15 protein-coding genes, 2 pseudogenes and 1 CRISPR repeat array (1 of these 18 running past the window's edge) are annotated in these 17,262 nt (G+C 31.0%); of the genes and pseudogenes, 11 read left to right on the top strand and 6 right to left on the bottom strand.

What is annotated here, in order from left to right; genetic code table 11:
• Positions 1-68: 68 nt before the first annotated feature.
• Both ACAN53_RS09035 and ACAN53_RS09030 read right to left on the bottom strand, forming a co-directional pair.
• Positions 69-704 carry a tyrosine-type recombinase/integrase gene (locus tag ACAN53_RS09035; RefSeq protein ID WP_379969164.1) on the bottom strand — a complete coding sequence of 212 codons (636 nt, stop codon included), beginning with the start codon at positions 702-704 and terminating at the stop codon, positions 69-71.
• Positions 705-767: 63 nt separating this feature from the next.
• Positions 768-971 (bottom strand): hypothetical protein, encoded by a 204-nt coding sequence (locus ACAN53_RS09030; RefSeq protein ID WP_379969162.1) that lies wholly within the window; start codon positions 969-971, stop codon positions 768-770.
• A 684-nt stretch (positions 972-1,655) separates the two neighbouring features.
• Here ACAN53_RS09030 and ACAN53_RS09025 point away from each other — a divergent pair.
• From ACAN53_RS09025 to ACAN53_RS09015, 3 genes are all read left to right on the top strand, one after another.
• Entirely contained in the window at positions 1,656-1,838 is a 183-nt protein-coding gene (locus ACAN53_RS09025; protein ID WP_379969160.1) for a helix-turn-helix domain-containing protein, read from the top strand.
• Between the two features lie 868 nt (positions 1,839-2,706).
• Positions 2,707-2,928, top strand: a complete 222-nt coding sequence (locus ACAN53_RS09020; RefSeq protein ID WP_379969158.1) for an ATP-binding protein — start codon at positions 2,707-2,709, stop codon at positions 2,926-2,928.
• Positions 2,929-3,558: 630 nt separating this feature from the next.
• Positions 3,559-4,521, top strand: a complete 963-nt coding sequence (locus tag ACAN53_RS09015; protein ID WP_379969156.1) for a HEPN domain-containing protein — start codon at positions 3,559-3,561, stop codon at positions 4,519-4,521.
• Between the two features lie 89 nt (positions 4,522-4,610).
• Here the strand turns inward: ACAN53_RS09015 and ACAN53_RS09010 are convergent.
• Positions 4,611-4,923: pseudogene (locus ACAN53_RS09010) on the bottom strand (transposase); the annotation flags it as partial.
• Positions 4,924-5,755: 832 nt separating this feature from the next.
• Here ACAN53_RS09010 and ACAN53_RS09005 point away from each other — a divergent pair.
• Positions 5,756-7,498, top strand: coding sequence for an HIRAN domain-containing protein (locus ACAN53_RS09005; protein WP_379969154.1), 1,743 nt, complete (start codon positions 5,756-5,758; stop codon positions 7,496-7,498).
• A 173-nt stretch (positions 7,499-7,671) separates the two neighbouring features.
• On the opposite strand, the gene ACAN53_RS09000 is transcribed toward ACAN53_RS09005, so the two are convergent.
• On the bottom strand, positions 7,672-7,830 hold the full coding sequence (locus ACAN53_RS09000) for a hypothetical protein (protein WP_379969152.1): 159 nt from the start codon (positions 7,828-7,830) through the stop codon (positions 7,672-7,674).
• Between the two features lie 660 nt (positions 7,831-8,490).
• Here ACAN53_RS09000 and ACAN53_RS08995 point away from each other — a divergent pair.
• Positions 8,491-8,721, top strand: coding sequence for a hypothetical protein (locus ACAN53_RS08995; protein ID WP_379969150.1), 231 nt, complete (start codon positions 8,491-8,493; stop codon positions 8,719-8,721).
• 198 nt (positions 8,722-8,919) lie between these two features.
• Positions 8,920-9,255, top strand: coding sequence for a YolD-like family protein (locus tag ACAN53_RS08990; protein WP_379969148.1), 336 nt, complete (start codon positions 8,920-8,922; stop codon positions 9,253-9,255).
• 29 nt (positions 9,256-9,284) lie between these two features.
• On the opposite strand, the gene ACAN53_RS08985 is transcribed toward ACAN53_RS08990, so the two are convergent.
• Entirely contained in the window at positions 9,285-9,425 is a 141-nt protein-coding gene (locus tag ACAN53_RS08985) for an excalibur calcium-binding domain-containing protein (protein ID WP_379969146.1), read from the bottom strand.
• A 124-nt stretch (positions 9,426-9,549) separates the two neighbouring features.
• A pseudogene (locus ACAN53_RS08980) lies at positions 9,550-9,737 on the bottom strand (IS5/IS1182 family transposase); the annotation flags it as partial.
• 338 nt (positions 9,738-10,075) lie between these two features.
• Here ACAN53_RS08980 and cas6 point away from each other — a divergent pair.
• Genes cas6 through cas3 form a run of 5 tightly spaced genes read left to right on the top strand, consistent with a single transcriptional unit; the run spans position 10,076 to position 16,323 of the window.
• Entirely contained in the window at positions 10,076-10,807 is a 732-nt protein-coding gene (gene cas6 / locus ACAN53_RS08975) for a CRISPR-associated endoribonuclease Cas6 (RefSeq protein ID WP_379969144.1), read from the top strand.
• Positions 10,808-10,822: 15 nt separating this feature from the next.
• Positions 10,823-12,172 carry a type I CRISPR-associated protein Cas8a1/Csx8 gene (gene cas8a1, locus ACAN53_RS08970; RefSeq protein WP_379969142.1) on the top strand — a complete coding sequence of 450 codons (1,350 nt, stop codon included), beginning with the start codon at positions 10,823-10,825 and terminating at the stop codon, positions 12,170-12,172.
• On the top strand, positions 12,153-13,040 hold the full coding sequence (cas7i, locus tag ACAN53_RS08965; protein WP_379969140.1) for a type I-B CRISPR-associated protein Cas7/Cst2/DevR: 888 nt from the start codon (positions 12,153-12,155) through the stop codon (positions 13,038-13,040). Before cas8a1 ends, cas7i begins: the two co-directional genes overlap by 20 nt.
• Before the next feature lie 5 nt (positions 13,041-13,045).
• Positions 13,046-14,128, top strand: a complete 1,083-nt coding sequence (gene cas5 / locus ACAN53_RS08960) for a CRISPR-associated protein Cas5 (protein WP_379969138.1) — start codon at positions 13,046-13,048, stop codon at positions 14,126-14,128.
• A gap of 11 nt (positions 14,129-14,139) precedes the next feature.
• Positions 14,140-16,323: a CRISPR-associated helicase Cas3' gene (gene cas3 / locus ACAN53_RS08955; RefSeq protein WP_379969136.1), complete on the top strand. Its 2,184-nt coding sequence runs from the start codon at positions 14,140-14,142 to the stop codon at positions 16,321-16,323.
• A gap of 192 nt (positions 16,324-16,515) precedes the next feature.
• A CRISPR array of direct repeats spans positions 16,516-17,262; the repeat unit is 29 nt; unit sequence GTTTTATATCAACTAAATGGAATGTAAAA (it continues 849 nt past the right edge of the window).

Genomic DNA, 17,262 nt, shown 5'->3' with positions numbered 1-17,262 from the left:
AAAACTGGTCATGTTGATGAATCAGAGCTTGCTTCGATAGATGTGTATACCGCATTACCCTACGCAGATCAGAATGACCGAGCAACATCTACAAATATATCTCCACCTGCTTCTAGAAACATCGTAGCACCCGTGTGTGGGAAAAGGTGAGGGTGAACGTTTTTCGTAATTCCTGCTTCTTGTGCATACTTTTTCAATCGTTTGCGGAAATGATTACGATCCATCGGTTCGCCGTAGTTCGTCACAAAGACGTGATCCGTTTCAAATTCTTCGTTTTCTTTAATCAAATCTTTTAGTAGATTGGCAGTCGTATTTTTAATTGGAACCATACGTGATTTACGATTTTTGGCGACTGTGGCACGAACTGTAATTACCTTAGCTGAGAAGTCGATATCGTTAACTGTAAGCGACAATGCTTCGCTAATACGCAAGAATGTATCTAGTAGAAGATTCGTGATAACGTGTTCTCGAAAATCACTGTAGCTTCTTTTATCAGGCGCATTCAGCAGTTCTCGCAGTTCCTCTACCGTTAGTATGTCGATTTGCTCCTGTGGTTCATTTACGTCTTTCACTTGTTTCATCGGATTCTTGTCAATTAATCCATCCTCAACTAGAAAACGGAACATTACTCGTAATGTCTTTAATGGTAAAAGGGGAGAGACCAACCGATATACTATCACTTGGTTTATAAGCGTGGTCTTCAAACTGTACCTTTTCGTTTTTCATGAACACTACGTAGTTGTGGATCAAGTCGGTCGTAATAGTGTTCATGTTTCTACTGAGAGCTTTGTAGTCGAGAAAATACGTAAAGTAACGAAAGTTCTCCTTGTATTGATGTAAGGTACGTTCAGTTCGCCCTTCAGCAACTTAGCGTGGTAAAACTTCTCAAACAAGTCATCAATCGTTTGTGTCGTAGCTGTTCGTAATTCTTTTTTCACACGTTTCCCTTTACGTTTTGGAAAACGAGACAAGAGACGTATAACTACCTGCCTTAGCCGACCACCACCGTGTTTGTTGTATTTGTCAACATTGATTTGACACGGTTTTCGTAGATTGTAATGTCCCCGACTGGTCTCGAACCAGCGACCTCCACCCTGTCAAGGTCATTTGGACATTACCTGAAGTTATTTAGGGTCTACTTTAATAAGGTTTTCATAGCCTTAGAATCACCGGTATAAACGAACTTTTCCTATGTTGTGTGACCAAAGTGTGACCAAAATTGTGTGAGATGCATGCAGTGTTTACTTAATCAAAACATTTTAAATAGTATTCATTTAACTTGAAGTTACCTATACAGATTAAATACATAGAATACTTTTTCAAGATAGAATGTGAACAGGCTATTTTTATTATGTAAAATGGTCTGTTCGTATTATTTAAGAAGTCTTTTGTTTTGTAATAGTTCTAAAAAGACGAGAAAATATAAGGAATTTTAAGACTGTTTTAAATAGAGAGGTAAAGTTAGTGTAGAATCATAATAGACAGTGAATAATCGATTTTAACGTAGTGTGCATATTATAGGTAATTCTAGTAAAATTTTAAGTATTAAGAGAAGTTTGAAATGACTCTGGGACTACAGAATTATTTACTGTTCTAATTGTTCCGTTTTTACTAACTTTGAGGAATAAAAAAATATAAAGATAAGGTGCTAAATTATGTATAATCTTGATAAGTATCCAGATGTTTTAAATGTAACTGATATTCAAAATATATTGGGAATTGGTCGTAGACAGGCCTATGAGTTGGTAAACTCGAGTGTCTTTCATGTTGTTAGAATTGGAAAAAGGATTAAAATTGCTAAGAAAATTTTTGTTGGATGGTTAGAAGGTCAAGTTTGATTTTCCTACAAAAAAGTTCGTAAAATAAGTAGGCTACCACTTACTGTTAAAGTAAGTGGTTTTTGTATTGCAATAAATTTTTATAAGAAGTTTCCGAAAAGATTTATAGTCCTTGGATTTTATGGTTTTTTTATATTTTTCATTTAACATCCTAAAAGATTAAAATTTATATAAAAAATTTTGCAAGGTAGTTGCCTTCTTTGTATCCTTCGGATAGTAACGTTGTGTGCCACACCCCTTTAAAATGAGTGTTCTTTAAGGATAGATGTTCCTGTAACTGAAAAGATAATTAAAACAAGGGAATCTTAATTAGATTGTCTTGTTTTAAACATGGAATAATTTTGTATAGTTTTGATAGATAAGCCTTTCCTCTGTAATGTTGATTTCTTTATTGTTAAGAACTAAAAGTACTTGATGAACCATTCCTTGGCTATCTTAAGTTCAGTGCCCAAACCTCTCTAATAAAAATGGAGATAGATAAAAAAATAAGAGAAGCATGCTTATTAGCTTTAAACTACACTTCGCTGACTGTCGTGAAATTATTATTTGACTGTTGAGTAATGGAATTTGTATTATTAAAATGATTATTTTTCCTTTGTGGCTAATCTTCCATCTAGAGACGATCAGTTGGATTATTTGGATCTAATATATATATCATGTTCATTTACTTTTAATGGCTTGGTATCCTTGGAATAGTAGCATTAGCTCGTTGATTTTCAGCAGTTGATAACAGGTCTTGGTATAGAAATGGTCAAGAATGGCTACAAGGTAAAGTTTGTCACCGCAGCTGAATTAGTTGAGGAACTCTTGATGGCCATTGAGGAACATAAGCTAGGTATGTTTGAGAAGAGGTGGCTCAAAATTTGATTTGATCGTCATAGATGAATTAGGATATGTCCCATTTACTAAAATGGGTTCAGAACTCTTACTCCAATTTTTCTCCGGCAGATATGAACGGGCGAGTGTGGTGATCACAACCAATCTGGAATTTACGGAATGGACCTCTATTTTTGAAGAAGAAAAGATGACAGGCTCACTTTTGAAGGATCACTCTGGCTCAAATTCAATGTTGACAAATACACCTGTCTAAGGATTCAAGTATAATTCGTGGACAGAGGAAGTAGTATTCTAAATGAATGTAACCTTTAGTGTAAGTTGGGTACCGATGATGATGCTGTTCATATCTGAATCTCTTCAACTTGTTATTTGCTTTATAAGCATATGTAGTTTCGCCCACATATATCGTGACAAGCACCATTGGTCGTAACCACAATCGAAACTCCATCCGAACTGTCTGTAAGAAGTCGTTTCCACTTCTCTGAGCAATCCAGCCTGAAAACAGCAGTAAAGACCTTGCCAAATGATTGCTACGTTGATTTTTTGCATTGGCTTAACTCATCTGACCTCTTATTTAGCATGACTTAATGGCATTCCCACGGTTATTCTATTATTGTAGTTATTTAAATGTCGGATCCTACAAAACGACAGCGTTTTTACAGAGGGTGCGTCTTTGACCCTGTTGGGATTTAACTAATGTATAATTAATAAAACCATTTAAAGTTGAAAATACAAGTTTTTGTTTTTGTAAATTAATAGCATTGAACCTTTCAATCCTTGATAATATCGTATGAAAAAAATGATAAGATTATATCATACATAGAAGAGGATGTTGGATACCATATTGACGTATGAATAGAATGAAAGATGGTGAAGAAGAGTTGTGTTTAAACTTACTTGTAAAGTTAGTTTAGAAGGACCAAATGGAGAAAGAATTAGACTGAAAATAAGGAGGGGAAGCGGATTCTGGATTAATGAATGTTTTTACTATAACTATCGTTGGGATGAAAATTGTATCTCTTTAGATGTCGATTCCTTTGTGTATGATGGTGACTTGTCAGATTTAGATCATGTTTATCGACGTGCAATATCAAATTTTGAAAGGTCAAACAAATTATTAAGTTTTCTATTTGGTATTAAATTAATTATTGAATATCAAAATATTTATAGAAGGAACATAAAAAAAGTAAATAATATCCAGGAAACCCCTTTGATAAGTTCAGAAAATATAAATAGAATTCATTGCTTTATGGGAGCGTTAAACAACATAGTAAAATCAGAAAATAAAAATCAGAAAGAAAAAGAGATTAGTTTAAGAAAAAAATATTATGCAGCAATAGATTATTTTAACCGGAGCCTTGATGCATTAGACATAGAACTTTATGAGGATGCATTGCTTAACCAATATAGAGGGCTCGAAATACTAGGGAGAGAAGGCTATAAAGCTATTGAATCACAAATCATAACCAATTTTAAAAATATTTTTTCTGATTTTTTGAGAAAGACCGTTGATGAAGAATACGGTGAACACCATAGACAATTATTTGATGAGTTTAAACCTTTAATTTCAAAGAAATTAATGACTGATACAAGAAAGATTTTGAAAGAATTAAAAGAATTAAAAGGGTTTAATACAGAAGAATTAGCTAATGCAAAAAAAATATGTGACGTAAGAAATTCTTTGTCCCATGGAAACACTGAAGTAAATGAAATAGAATTCGATTTATTAGCTAGTGGTCAGTTGATTTTAAGAAAAATGATAGCGTTAATGTTGTTAAAAAAGAATTATTTTAAAGCGTATCCTTTTGCTGATATTAAATATTACAATGTAAATTGTGGTAATTAAAAGTAGGAATAATAACCAGCACCTCTTGTGTTGCCGCATACACTCTGTACACTTGGAGGATGGAAACAGAAGAACATGACATGTGTTATCTCATATGGGCAGCCTTTGCGGCTAAAATATGGAACGATTCCTTGCCTTTTAATAGCCTTACTAAAATCCGCACTTGTATTGCGTGCTAAGATCAGTATGCAAGATGAGACCTGGAGCTGGTTTTTGAACGGAAACGGCATTGTCAAATGCATGTAAAACGAGATCTGTGGTGATAAAGCGAGAGAAAGAATGACCTATGATTTTTTAGAATGCAAGTCTAAAACCGAGGCTAAATAAACACCAACCGTCTTTTAAAGTGTGGATATAGGTGATATCAGCGACCTATTTTTCGTTTAGTGTAGACGTCGTAAAAATAGGTTTTCACGTAACTAAACTGGTTCTTTATTGGATTGTGGACGGAACTCGATTGTAAGACAACTAGATGGTGCATTCAAAAAGTTAGTTATCATCTATAGTTTAATTTCAAGTATAATCTATTTTTTTAGAAAATATTTTATATCTTCATAGAAAATATTATCTGTTTTCATAGAAAGTATCTTATTTTAAATAATCTTCAAAGTATATTTATTTCAAACTTATAGTATAAAATTATTTGCATATTGAATGCTGGATTTTAAGAATGTTTTCTAATATATCTCTGTCTTTACACACTTGATAAGTACTAATTTAGGTGAACAGTACTACAAGTCAATATCTCATATTGACTAAAATCAGCTCACCAGTCATGTGGAGTGTGTGACGCAACTCATTTTAAAGGAAGACAACTAACCCTAGGCGTTGCTTTTTTATGCCTTTGGGGACTTTCTATGTAAGAATAATAAAACCATTTAAATTAAAAAATGCAACAGTTTATTATTTTAAATTAATGCAGAGGCCTTATTTTAAAGAGGAATTTATAATTTATTGTTTAATTGATAAGACTCTTTAATTTTACAGTACAATAATTTTGATATATTAGTATATATAAACATATTTAAAATGATAGCCTTAAATCAAAATCAAGGGAGGGCAGTAAAAATGGCAATTATTATTTAGTTTATTTACTCTATGCTTCAAAAGCTACAAAAGTCCATGTGAAAAAACAGTTAAACAAAAAAATAGATCTATGTTATTAAAGGTATTGTATTAGCATGTGTCTTTATGTAAGATTCTTAATCTATTATGAAATCTTTTATTAGGAGAAATGCCTAAGATTAATAAAAAAATGAGGTTAAAAATAGTTGAATTGGGAGGTTCTTTTCTAGTGCTTTTTATCATAGTAATGATTGTTATTTTATATTTTGCATTTGTTATTCTTCCAAAGTCACATCCAAAATCATTTTCAAAATCAAAGGAGGAAAATGGAAGATTAATAGGAGGTTTTGAAAGCATAAACAATGTTGCAAAAAATGAAGTAGATAACAGTTGGAAATCAGAAAATTATCCTGGGAAAACAACATTCATGCTTCGTAAGAATAATATTGAAGAAACAAATAAATTAATCAGTAATATGAAATTGTCAGATAAAATTAAAATAAAAAGGCATATACTTTCACTAACTGAAATTAATGTTTACGATAGCAATAATAGACTTTTAGGGTCAATACCGAAGGAAATCTCATCAGATATTGCTAAGAAAATGGATTGGGGAATTAAATATGATGCAAAAATTATTGGTGCTTTTGGAAAAAATGGTTTAGAAATATTAATCTGGCAGACTAACGAACAAAAAGGAAATCAAAATGAATTAAAAAAAGAAGGCAATGTAGAGAAAACTTCTGTAGCAAAGACAAAGGTAACTCCTAACCTAGACATAAGTAAACCATTCATTACTAGGATTGCAGGGGTTACATTTGAAGGGAGACAAAGCATTATTGCTGGTATGTCGCCTCAAGATAGAATTTATTTGAAGAGGGACTACAATAACACCTACGATCCGTATGCAATAGGTGTACACCTTGTTGAAGGGAGACAGATTGGTTGGATACCTGCAGAACTTGCCAAAAGCTTAGCTCCGTTAATGGATAGTGGAACAAAATACACCGTAAGGATTAAGCAGAAACTGGGTGGTAATGGCTATAGTTACGGAGTAGGAATTGAAGTTTCTAAAAAAGAAAAAAGTGACGCAATTCAAAGCAGTCGTACCATTTTAATAAATGAGAAAAAAGTCCCTGAAAGTGGAAGATTGGTACGTTCATCAATTAGTATAGGGGAAAATACCGTTTTAACAACTTTCAATAGTAATCTACTAAATATTCCTTATCAAATTAAAATGGATTCAAATAGGAGAAAAAACGAATATTTTGGTAACTATTGGGATTATACATTAGTAGAAATTAATACAGGATTTGGTAAAACAATTAGTCAAAAAGAAATAATAAATGCTATGGCACAATACGGTAATGATTACATGAAAATGGGAATTTCGCTTTTTGATAAAAAGGATTTTTATTCTAAAGATATAAACAATTTTCTAGAATTTACAACTGCAAATGTTGACTACTTTGTCAACTTAATGTTTGAAAATAATATCTTAAATCCTAAATATGATCAAATGATACAGGTTGCATCGGTGGAAATTATGACATTGATGGCTGAAGCTATTTCATTATTTATTGAAGAAAATTTAAAACAATCGTATATTAAAAAGAACGAGCAAACAGGCTTTAAAAAAGAGGAAAATAAACAAATGCATTTGGTGATTGAAAACCAATATCTTACCTATAATTTTGTTTTAAAAGAAGTAGAATATCAAATTCATTACAGCTCATATGTCGAAACAGTTCTTGTTTTAAAAAAATTCGGAAATTCCCTATTTGTTGAACAAACTGGGGAGCCGACTATTCTCGCAGAGGCAATGGGAACGCCTGGTGATCCTTTTAGATATACTATTCCTATAGATGATATTGAGAAAGTGATTGTTTTAGGTCCAGTCACAGCAACGTAAAAAATATTAATACTGTTCATTGCAGGGCTATTATTAGATAACACACACCAATACCCCATGTGTTGCCACATGCACACCTGTTATGTGAAGTGCGTTAGTTGATAAGCCCACGTTAAAATAAAAGCAGTTGGCAAAGTGAATCTAAAAAAGATTCTTACTCTGCCAACTGCTTTTCATGCTACATCCTCCTGTTCTAAAGATGTAGCAGTGTTCACCTTACCTTGATGGTAGTAGTCATTGAGAAGAATGTCAATTTTCTCATTTAAAAAAGATTGTGCAATGTCTTGAATTGTAATACTTGTGTCTTCATTAAAAAAGTGTCCAACTTTCATGTACTTATCCTCCTTAATTTATAAAGAGGTCTAGACCTATTAATTCTAAAAATCTGTAATATGTGATTTTCAATGATTTGTAGTGATCTCAGCTGATTTCTAATACTAATTATAAAAGGATTATAGGCAAACACCTAGGTTCGTATGTAGTGCTGAGAGAGTTTATAAAGGATTAGAAAACCGTAGGAATATCAAATTATATTATGTAAGTATAAATTCGTGAATTTTCATTGATTTTCTTCATATTTCTTTAAAAAGTCTATATAGGTTAGAAATTTATAAAAATTTCTGATGGGTACATGGTTTTGCTAAGGCCTTCGGCTATGGAGTTTTGAGCCCACCCCCTTTAGAAAAACCAATTTGTGCGTATGTATATTTTTTTAAAGGAACACAAAAAAGAAAAAGAAATACCTTGTTTTATGCAAATACAGTTTAGCAGTAATTGTGACATACAGCTTTAAATTCATATTGGAAATTGATGAACAGTAGGTATGTGAACCTTCTTATGTATACTCCTATAATGATAAGTAACAATAACAAGAGAGTTGCTGTATATTTTGTAATTGGTCACTCCAATTTATGGTAATATATATTGAAGTATATAATAGCTATAACAGCCCATTTGATTAGGTGGTGAAGAGAATGAGGAGGAGAATAAAAATGCGTAATGCTACTATGAAAAAGTCACGTACTTATGCTCCCACAAAACGAAATAGATCTTCATTAGTTAGAGGACTTACAACGGAAGAAGTACAACATATTAATCAAGCTATCGGTTCTCAATTAGATTTTGGAAAAATGTTTAAAAATGCAAAACCATTACCATATGATGAACAAGGTATTATATTAGATCCTAATAATCCTGCTCATAGAGATTGGATGGAGGACTAGGGAATTAGAAGGGGATAAGATGTTAAGGTATTAAAGTAATCCGAAACCATCTTTCCTTGAAGGATCCAGAAATAGGAATTTTAAAAATCCGTCTCTATTGATTCGGTTTCTTTTTTATCATTTTCACTTTTATTTCTTATTTATTTGGCATATACTATTCTTGTTATAGAACAAATGTTCTATTTTGGGAGGGGGAATATGCAAGCAAGGGATAGAGGAATGAAAAAATGGATGGCTTTTCAATCATTAACTCCTCAATATGAAGGAATAAGAAGAATACTACATAATCAAAAGAAGAAACCACGTTCTATTCTTAGTGAGGACAAAATCGATGAGATAAATCGAGCCCTTGTTGAAGCTTACAACAAGAAACTAGAAATTGTTATTACCTATTATAATGACGGATTTTTAAACAAATACGCAGGAAGTATAAAAAATATAAGTACTATATTTAAACATGTAGTAATAATAACATCTAATAGAGCGGAATATGTTGTACCTTATGACGATATTATTGCTGCCAATCTAATTTAAAAAAAGCCCACATTTAGCGAGCTTGAAAATTATTCACAAGCAATTTCGTCATCGTATCTATCAAGTTTATTTGAATAGACTGGATCTCTTCTATGTAAAGGAGCTTTTCCGGCTTGCCGTACTGCAGTACAATTTGCATAATAAACATTGCTTTGACTTGGTTGTGGCAAGAAGCAGCAGGCTGTGAAGAAGTGGTAGTACTAGATTCAAAGTCACTACCCTCACAAGCAATTCCATCCCCATCCCAATCAGATTTGGAGCGTAACCAGGTTCACCTTTTTAATAGTTGTTGAAAAGGAGCTGGTATTTGGGTGGCACGGCCCCACGACCATTATTTAGACAATATTTATTCCGTAATTCTTCTAAAACGAAGGAAAAATCGATAAGTTCATTAATTTGACGGAGCATATATCTTTATTTACAACTATATCGTAAATCGCCATAAAAGGACTAAGGTTAAGAACTTCTTGGTTGGAAATCATCGAAAACACCACCTGGTATTAGTACTACTATTATTATACAGAAAATTAGCGAACTCTTCCCGAATAAAATCGAAGAAAAGCTCGCTTGTCAAACTATATGGACTTTTTCAGTGGCCTCATACTAACCGGAGTCTCTTTTTTGCAAAAATACAATCCCTAAATATGAAGTTTGAACCAACCATATAAATATAGAATGAACAGGCTTTAACTCAATTGGCTTTATTTACTAAAAATTTAAATTGAATTAATATATAGAAGGAAGGTTTGATTAAGAATTTAAAGTGGCTACTTTAGGAACTGATTATTTAAATTAATTAAGAATATAAAGGAGAACATAAATGAAATTAGTTGTAACTTTTGACGTAAAAAGAATTCCACTTTCATATCATTTTCTCTTTGTTAGTTTGATAAAAGGTGCATTATCAGTTAATGGTAAGGAATTGGCAGAGTCTATGTATAATTTTGAAGGGAAGACGAATAAAAAGATTAAAGATTTTTCCTTTGCTATTTATTTGAACAACTTTACAAGGTTGAAAGATGATTTTGTGATTAATGGTGATGTAAAGATGATTTTTAGCACTAGTAACTACAAGCTGCTATTACTTCTACAGAATGGGTTAATGACATTAAGAACCTTTAAATATAAGAAATATGGGTTAACAGTGAAAAAAATACATTTAGGGCAAGAAAGCTTGCCCCAAGATAACTATGCATTATTTCAAACATTGTCACCAATAGCTATAAAGGGTAGAAGTAATAACTTTTTAAGGCCTGATGAAGATGATTACCAGGAAGCCTTTCAATACATCTGCAACGAAATAATAAAAAGTGTTGCAGGAAGGGACTTATACAAAACACTGCAATTTACACCTATTGAAATGAAAAAGGTAGTAGTAAAAATGAAGCATGACTCTTTTTCAATGAATCGTGAAGGAATCTTTTATGTAGAAGCATATAAAGGGTTACTACAATTAGAGGGAGCAAGGGAAGATTTACAATTGCTTACACAAACCGGAATCGGGTATAGAAGGTCTCAAGGATTTGGTGTTATTGAGCATTGTGGACAGTAAAGGTGGTGATTTAATGTGAAAACGGTACTAAATAATCAAAAATATAATACCAGATTAGAAGCATCTGATTGGAGGTATAGTGCTAGTATAGTAGGGTTGATAAAATACTTTAATTATTTCAATATTGACTACAGTGGATATGACAATGATGTGGATGTTATTGAATATAACCAAGATGATCTAAAACTAGAATTATACTTACAATTTGTAGAAAAATATTTTGAAAAGGATATGCATCACAGAATTGTGGAAGATCTGTTGGAGGTTCACGAACTATCTGAAGAACAAATTAAGTTATTAAATGGGAAACTATCAGCTAATTCCATAATGAAAAAGGTGTTTTCCACAGTAAAGTTCCCCTTGGAAAATAAGGATAAGATTTTAAGCTTAATTAATGAACATCGTGACAATCTCATAAAAGAAACATACATAAATGGTAAGAATTTATATACTAAATTTTCAAATCAAAGTTGCTTTTTTATGGACAATCAAGGGACTTGTAGATTGCAGGGATATTATGTAGATAAAGGTAGAAAGACCAAATCCATTTCTTATGGGTTTAATAAAGAGACATTTTTGTTTTCAGATGAAAAAGAATTTGATTTTATTCCGTTTGCATTTTCTCAATCATTCGATTCTTTCTTTATAAATAACAATTATACAATTCGCCAGTTATTTGAAACTAATCGGAAAATTGAAAAGGCTGCTGATGCTAAAAGTTTTCTGTTTGCACAAATTAAAGAATCAGCTGATTTTGCTAACTTTGACGTAGAGATAATAATGAAATCAAGAGATTCTGATTATTTTGAATCATTATACATTCGGAAAAAGGCTATTGATGTAATACGTGAAATTGATAATTATAATTCTATTAAGTTCAATTATAAGATTAGTGAAAATTTGTATATTCATTTTGAACAAGAAGTAGTTGACAGAATCTTAAACAATCTAATTCTAGATGATTTAATAGAACTACTACTAAAAGATAGATCTGAAAATAATTATAGTTATAGAGTCAATCAATTAATCAAAATCAATACTAAATTATATGGGGGGGTAAGTATGGATAAGGATATGAAGGCTGCGTATGCCTGCGCAAAGGAAGTAAAAAAGAAAATTCCATCCAATAAAGTAAATAGTTATAAACAAAAATTAATTAGCGCAATCGTTTTTCATGATTACGACCGTGTTTGTGAAGTATTACTGCAATTATCATCCTATTCGGGTGTTGTATTTAACTTTGCATATGATTTGTTTGGCGATTTTGAAAAACATAAAAATGTTGCATACACCTTCATAAATACATTAAATACCTATGAAAGTGAAGAAAAGGAGAAAGAAGAATATGGAAATGGAAAAAAATAGTTTAACCTTAACAGTTGTAGCTAATATGACATCTAATTATTCAGAAGGATTGGGTAATATCTCGAGTATCCAAAAAGTTTTCAAAAATAAAAAAGCATATGCGATTCGTAGTAGGGAAAGTTTAAAAAATGCAATCATGGTACAAAGTGGAATGTACGATGATTTACAAACATCGGTTGATGGAGCAACACAAAAATTAGTTACAAGTGAGTTAAACGCTAGTAATTGTCGTGCCTTAGAAGGTGGATATATGAACACATCAGGCAAGGCTAATAAACGAAATAGTTCTTTTTATTTAACGGATGCTATATCCTGTGAAAGTTTCATCAACGAAACAAGATTCCATAATAACTTATTTTTAGCTTCAAACTATGCAAAGACGAATAAAATTAATCTACAGGATAATGCAGGAGAAGCAGGATTAATGCCGTACCAATATGAGTATGATAAGTCATTAAAAGTGTATAGTTTGACTATTGATCTTGAGATGATAGGAAAAGACGAAAACTTTAATGAAGAAGCAAACAAAAATGAAAAAGAAGAAAGAGTAATAGCAATTTTAGATGCAGTAGAATATTTACATTTAATTGTTAAAGGTAATTTAGATAATGCTGAACCCATCTTTGTTGTCGGAGGAATGTCTGATAGAAAAACTCATTATTTTGAAAATGTGGTGAAAGTAGTAGACGAGAACTTATTAATTACAGATGATTTGAAATATAAAATTAAACAAGGATACAAAGTAGGCCTGTTAAAAGGAAATAATTTCAAAAATGAGTTAGAGATTGAAAGAACCCTTGATCCAGTACCGATTTCTACATTTTTTAATACGTTAAAAACTGAAGTAAAAGAATATTACGGGGAATAGTAGCTATGGATGCGTTGCGGATAATTTTACATCAATCTAGTGCCAATTATAAAAGAGAAGAAACTGTAATAAATAAAATGACCTATCCTTTACCGCCTTTTTCAACCATAATTGGAGCGTTACACAATGCATGTGGATTTAAAACGTATCATCCAATGGATATTAGTATTCAAGGAAAATATGAATCAATGCACAAAGAAATGTATACTAATCATTCTTTTTTAAACTCATTACAAGATGATCGAGGGATTATGGTGAAAATGAGGAACAATCATTTTCTCTCAAAGGCATTCGATAAGGTAGCAGTTGCGGAAAAAAAACAAGGAAATAGCTTTCGTGAGGGTAAGACAATTCAGATTCATAATGAGTCCTTGCTGCAAGAATACAGGGATTTAAAAAATCTAAAAGACAAGCTGGACAAATTTAAAGAAAACAGAATTAAGAAAGTTTTGGCTCTAATAAAAAAAAGAAAGAGCATACTTACAAGAAAAAAGCAGGGTTTGGATAAAAAATCGAGGGATTATACAAGGTTAGTAAAAAGAGAATCAGAAATTAAACAATTAGAAAAATGTATTAAAGCCCAAATATCTGCATATGAAAATACCCATTTTCAAGTTCCGTACTCAAGGTTTAAAACATTAACTACTTCTCCTATGTATTATGAAATTCTTGATCAAATCGAACTTGTAATACATATAAGAAGTGACGAAGAAACGTTAAGGGTTATTCAAGAAAAAATTTATAATCTTAAATCTTTGGGTCGAAGTGAAGATTTTGTCAATGTTATAGATGCTAAACTTGTTTCATTATCAAGTGAAATTGATGATGAAGTTAAAAGTCAGTATTCTGCTTATTTGGATTATGATTTAGTGAAGAATGAGGTTATTCTATTAAATGAAAAAAGTTATGGTACTCCTGCAGGTGGAACTAAGTATTATTTGAATAAAAATTATCAAATTATTAATTATCAACGTATTTTTGAAAAAAAGAAAGTGATTTACGCATCTTCTTATCTAGTAGATGAGCTTGCTGAAAATTTATTTTTGGATAAAACCACAAATCAAACGTATATCGTTAATTTTATCTAAGGAGCATGTTTATGCTAGATTTATCCCAATATTTTGCGAAAAATAAAAAAAGCATTGCTGAACATAATGAGGATCTTTTTAGTGAGTTAAGTATATTAAAGGAATTTGGATATATAAGAAGTGAAAAAATCTATAAATTAACAAAGTTAGCTTGTTATTCTCACGATATTGGGAAAGTAAATACAGAATTTCAAAATAGGATTCGTAATCATACGAAGTTTGATTCTAGCAAAGAGGTGGCACACAATGTGCTGTCTCTTTATTTAATCGATCCAAATTTATTTGAAAACATGGATGATTACTATTCAGTTGCCCATGCTGTACTTAATCATCATGATTATTGTAATACGTTTGAAGTTCTTCAGAATGAGGAAACAAAAAGGATTATCGAACAACTGTTAACTCCATTTGATACTTTTCCATTGAAATTGAGAACGATAAAAAATATAAAAAAGAAGGTCACAGATCATGATAGCATTTTAGTAAAAGGTTTTCTTCATAAATGTGATTATAGCGCCAGTTCGGGAATAACTATAGAATATAAAAATGATTTTCTAGAAAATGAATTAGAATATTTATTAATGAATTGGAAAAAAGTTAATGAAAATGTTGAATGGAATGATCTACAGTATTTTTGTATTGAAAATAGAAATAACAATGTTATTACGGTAGCACAAACAGGTATGGGAAAAACAGAAGCTGGACTTCTTTGGGTGGGCAATAATAAAGGATTTTATATTTTGCCTATAATTACAGCTATTAATGCAATTTATGACCGCATAAAGGAAAAAGTTTTACATAATCATCATATTGATGAAAGGTTAGGATTATTGCATTCGAATGCATTAGAGTACCATATTCAAAATACAAAAACCGAGGAATTAGATATCATAGATTATTATAACAAGAGTAAACATTTATCTATGCCTTTAAACATTTCAACTCTTGATCAATTGTTTGATTTTGTTTTTAAATATCAAGGTTATGAATTGAAATTAGCAACATTATCTTATTCAAAAGTTGTGATTGATGAAATCCAAATGTATAGTCCTGATTTACTGGCCTATTTAATTTATGGTTTGAAAAGGATAAATGAATTTGGTGGTAAAATAGCTATAATAACAGCTACATTTCCACCCTTTATTAAAGAGTTATTAGCTCCAATTGAGTTTAAAGAAGGTGTATTTTTAAATGATATAAAACGGCATCACATAAAAGTGTATAAGGAACAAATGAGTTCTCAATTAATTTATGAAAAATATTTAGAAAATTTCAAAAAAAATGTGAGTAACAAAATTTTAATTGTATGTAATACCGTAAAAAAAGCTCAAGAAATGTATGAGAATCTAAAGCTTAAATTTAAGGGAGTAGGAAATATTCAATTAATTCATAGTCGTTTTACAAAGAAAGACCGATCCAAGAAGGAAAAAGCAATTATTACTTTTGGAGAAACATACAACATAGATGGTACCATAAACTTTAGTAACGGCATTTGGATATCAACACAGATTGTAGAAGCATCATTAGATATTGATTTTGACTTTCTTTTTACGGAATTATCTGACTTAAATGGATTATTTCAGCGATTAGGAAGATGTAATAGAAAGGGCGTAAAACCAGTAGAGTTTCCTAATTGTTATGTCTTTTCAAATATAGATCCATCCATAATCAGAAGGGGTACTAAGGGATTTATCGATGAAACAATCTATAAACTGTCTAAAGAAGTTGTAGATAATTTAAGTGGTATTTTAACCGAAGAAAGTAAAGTTGATTTAATTAATAATACTTTTACATCGTCTAAATTACAACATAGCAATTATATGGATGAATATCGATCCACTTATCAAATAATTGATGGTTTATATGATTATGAGATAGAAAAAAGTGAAGTTGATTTAAGAAATATTCTATCTTATTCAATTATTCCCCATTCAATTTACATTGAAAATGTAGACATTATAGAGAAACACTTAGAAAGTCTAAGGGATAAAAAAGCTGATAGAATAACAAGGGTTAAGTCCAGAGAAAGAATTTTACAATACACAGTATCAATACCGTGTGAGAGATATCAAAAAGCAAGACATAATAAATTACTCACTACTTTTGTTGATATAGATAATTATACCAGCATTCCTGTAGTACATTATCAATATAACGGTGAAATTGGGCTAAAGTTTGAGGAAGATATACAATGAATATTTAGTGATTTGCAGTGAACCATTTTATGTATCAACTATGATGAACGTTGATATAACAATATTTATAATGAAAATTAATTTTTTACAAAAACAGGACTCTAGATTCACTGCAAAAATGTTAAAATTAATGAACGAAAACTCCTTAGAAAGCCTTGATTTAATATGCTTTCAAAGGAGAGTTTGGTAAGGGTTTTATATCAACTAAATGGAATGTAAAATTATTCGGCACTTCATATTCTTTCACGCCTGGTCGCGTTTTATATCAACTAAATGGAATGTAAAAACAGTTATAGCAGTTACTGCAAGACCTTCAGCAATAGTTTTATATCAACTAAATGGAATGTAAAATCGATAGCGAACGTGAAGCTAATATGCTCTAGCGTGGTTTTATATCAACTAAATGGAATGTAAAATCTAATCGGAATATTGAATTTGAAGAAGGAGCAATTGTTTTATATCAACTAAATGGAATGTAAAAGTAATTCGAGATTTACGTTTGTCATACGGTAAGCAGCGTTTTATATCAACTAAATGGAATGTAAAAATCACTCGTGGTGCTTCTCTTGTTATCGGCGATGTAAGTTTTATATCAACTAAATGGAATGTAAAATTTCTTGCCCCATGCGAGCTTTTTTCGGTTTGTGGTTCGTTTTATATCAACTAAATGGAATGTAAAATTAACTTCTACTACGTAGCCCTGTGCGTCTGTCATGTGTTTTATATCAACTAAATGGAATGTAAAAAATGTATCGTTGTATTTGTTATGTTACATTCATAATGTTTTATATCAACTAAATGGAATGTAAATTGCGAAGTGTTTCGATATACTTTCTTTCGAGTGGCTGTTTTATATCAACTAAATGGAATGTAAATAATGACTTTGCATACTTAAATAATTCATTGTCAAATGTTTTATATCAACTAAATGGAATGTAA

The organism is Ectobacillus soli, assembly GCF_042610425.1.
Taxonomy (GTDB): domain Bacteria; phylum Bacillota; class Bacilli; order Bacillales; family Bacillaceae_G; genus Ectobacillus.
Note: the sequence above shows the minus strand (reverse complement) of the source record. Positions and strands in the feature narration are given on the sequence as shown.

Coding starts and splice junctions, on each gene's coding strand:
- cas3 (WP_379969136.1), top strand. CDS start 14,140: ATGCTAGATTTATCCCAATATTTTGCGAAAAATAAAAAAAGCATTGCT.
- cas7i (WP_379969140.1), top strand. CDS start 12,153: ATGGAAATGGAAAAAAATAGTTTAACCTTAACAGTTGTAGCTAATATG.
- ACAN53_RS09000 (WP_379969152.1), bottom strand. CDS start 7,830: ATGAAAGTTGGACACTTTTTTAATGAAGACACAAGTATTACAATTCAA.
- ACAN53_RS08995 (WP_379969150.1), top strand. CDS start 8,491: ATGCGTAATGCTACTATGAAAAAGTCACGTACTTATGCTCCCACAAAA.
- ACAN53_RS09025 (WP_379969160.1), top strand. CDS start 1,656: ATGTATAATCTTGATAAGTATCCAGATGTTTTAAATGTAACTGATATT.
- cas5 (WP_379969138.1), top strand. CDS start 13,046: ATGGATGCGTTGCGGATAATTTTACATCAATCTAGTGCCAATTATAAA.
- ACAN53_RS09005 (WP_379969154.1), top strand. CDS start 5,756: ATGCCTAAGATTAATAAAAAAATGAGGTTAAAAATAGTTGAATTGGGA.
- ACAN53_RS08990 (WP_379969148.1), top strand. CDS start 8,920: ATGCAAGCAAGGGATAGAGGAATGAAAAAATGGATGGCTTTTCAATCA.
- cas6 (WP_379969144.1), top strand. CDS start 10,076: ATGAAATTAGTTGTAACTTTTGACGTAAAAAGAATTCCACTTTCATAT.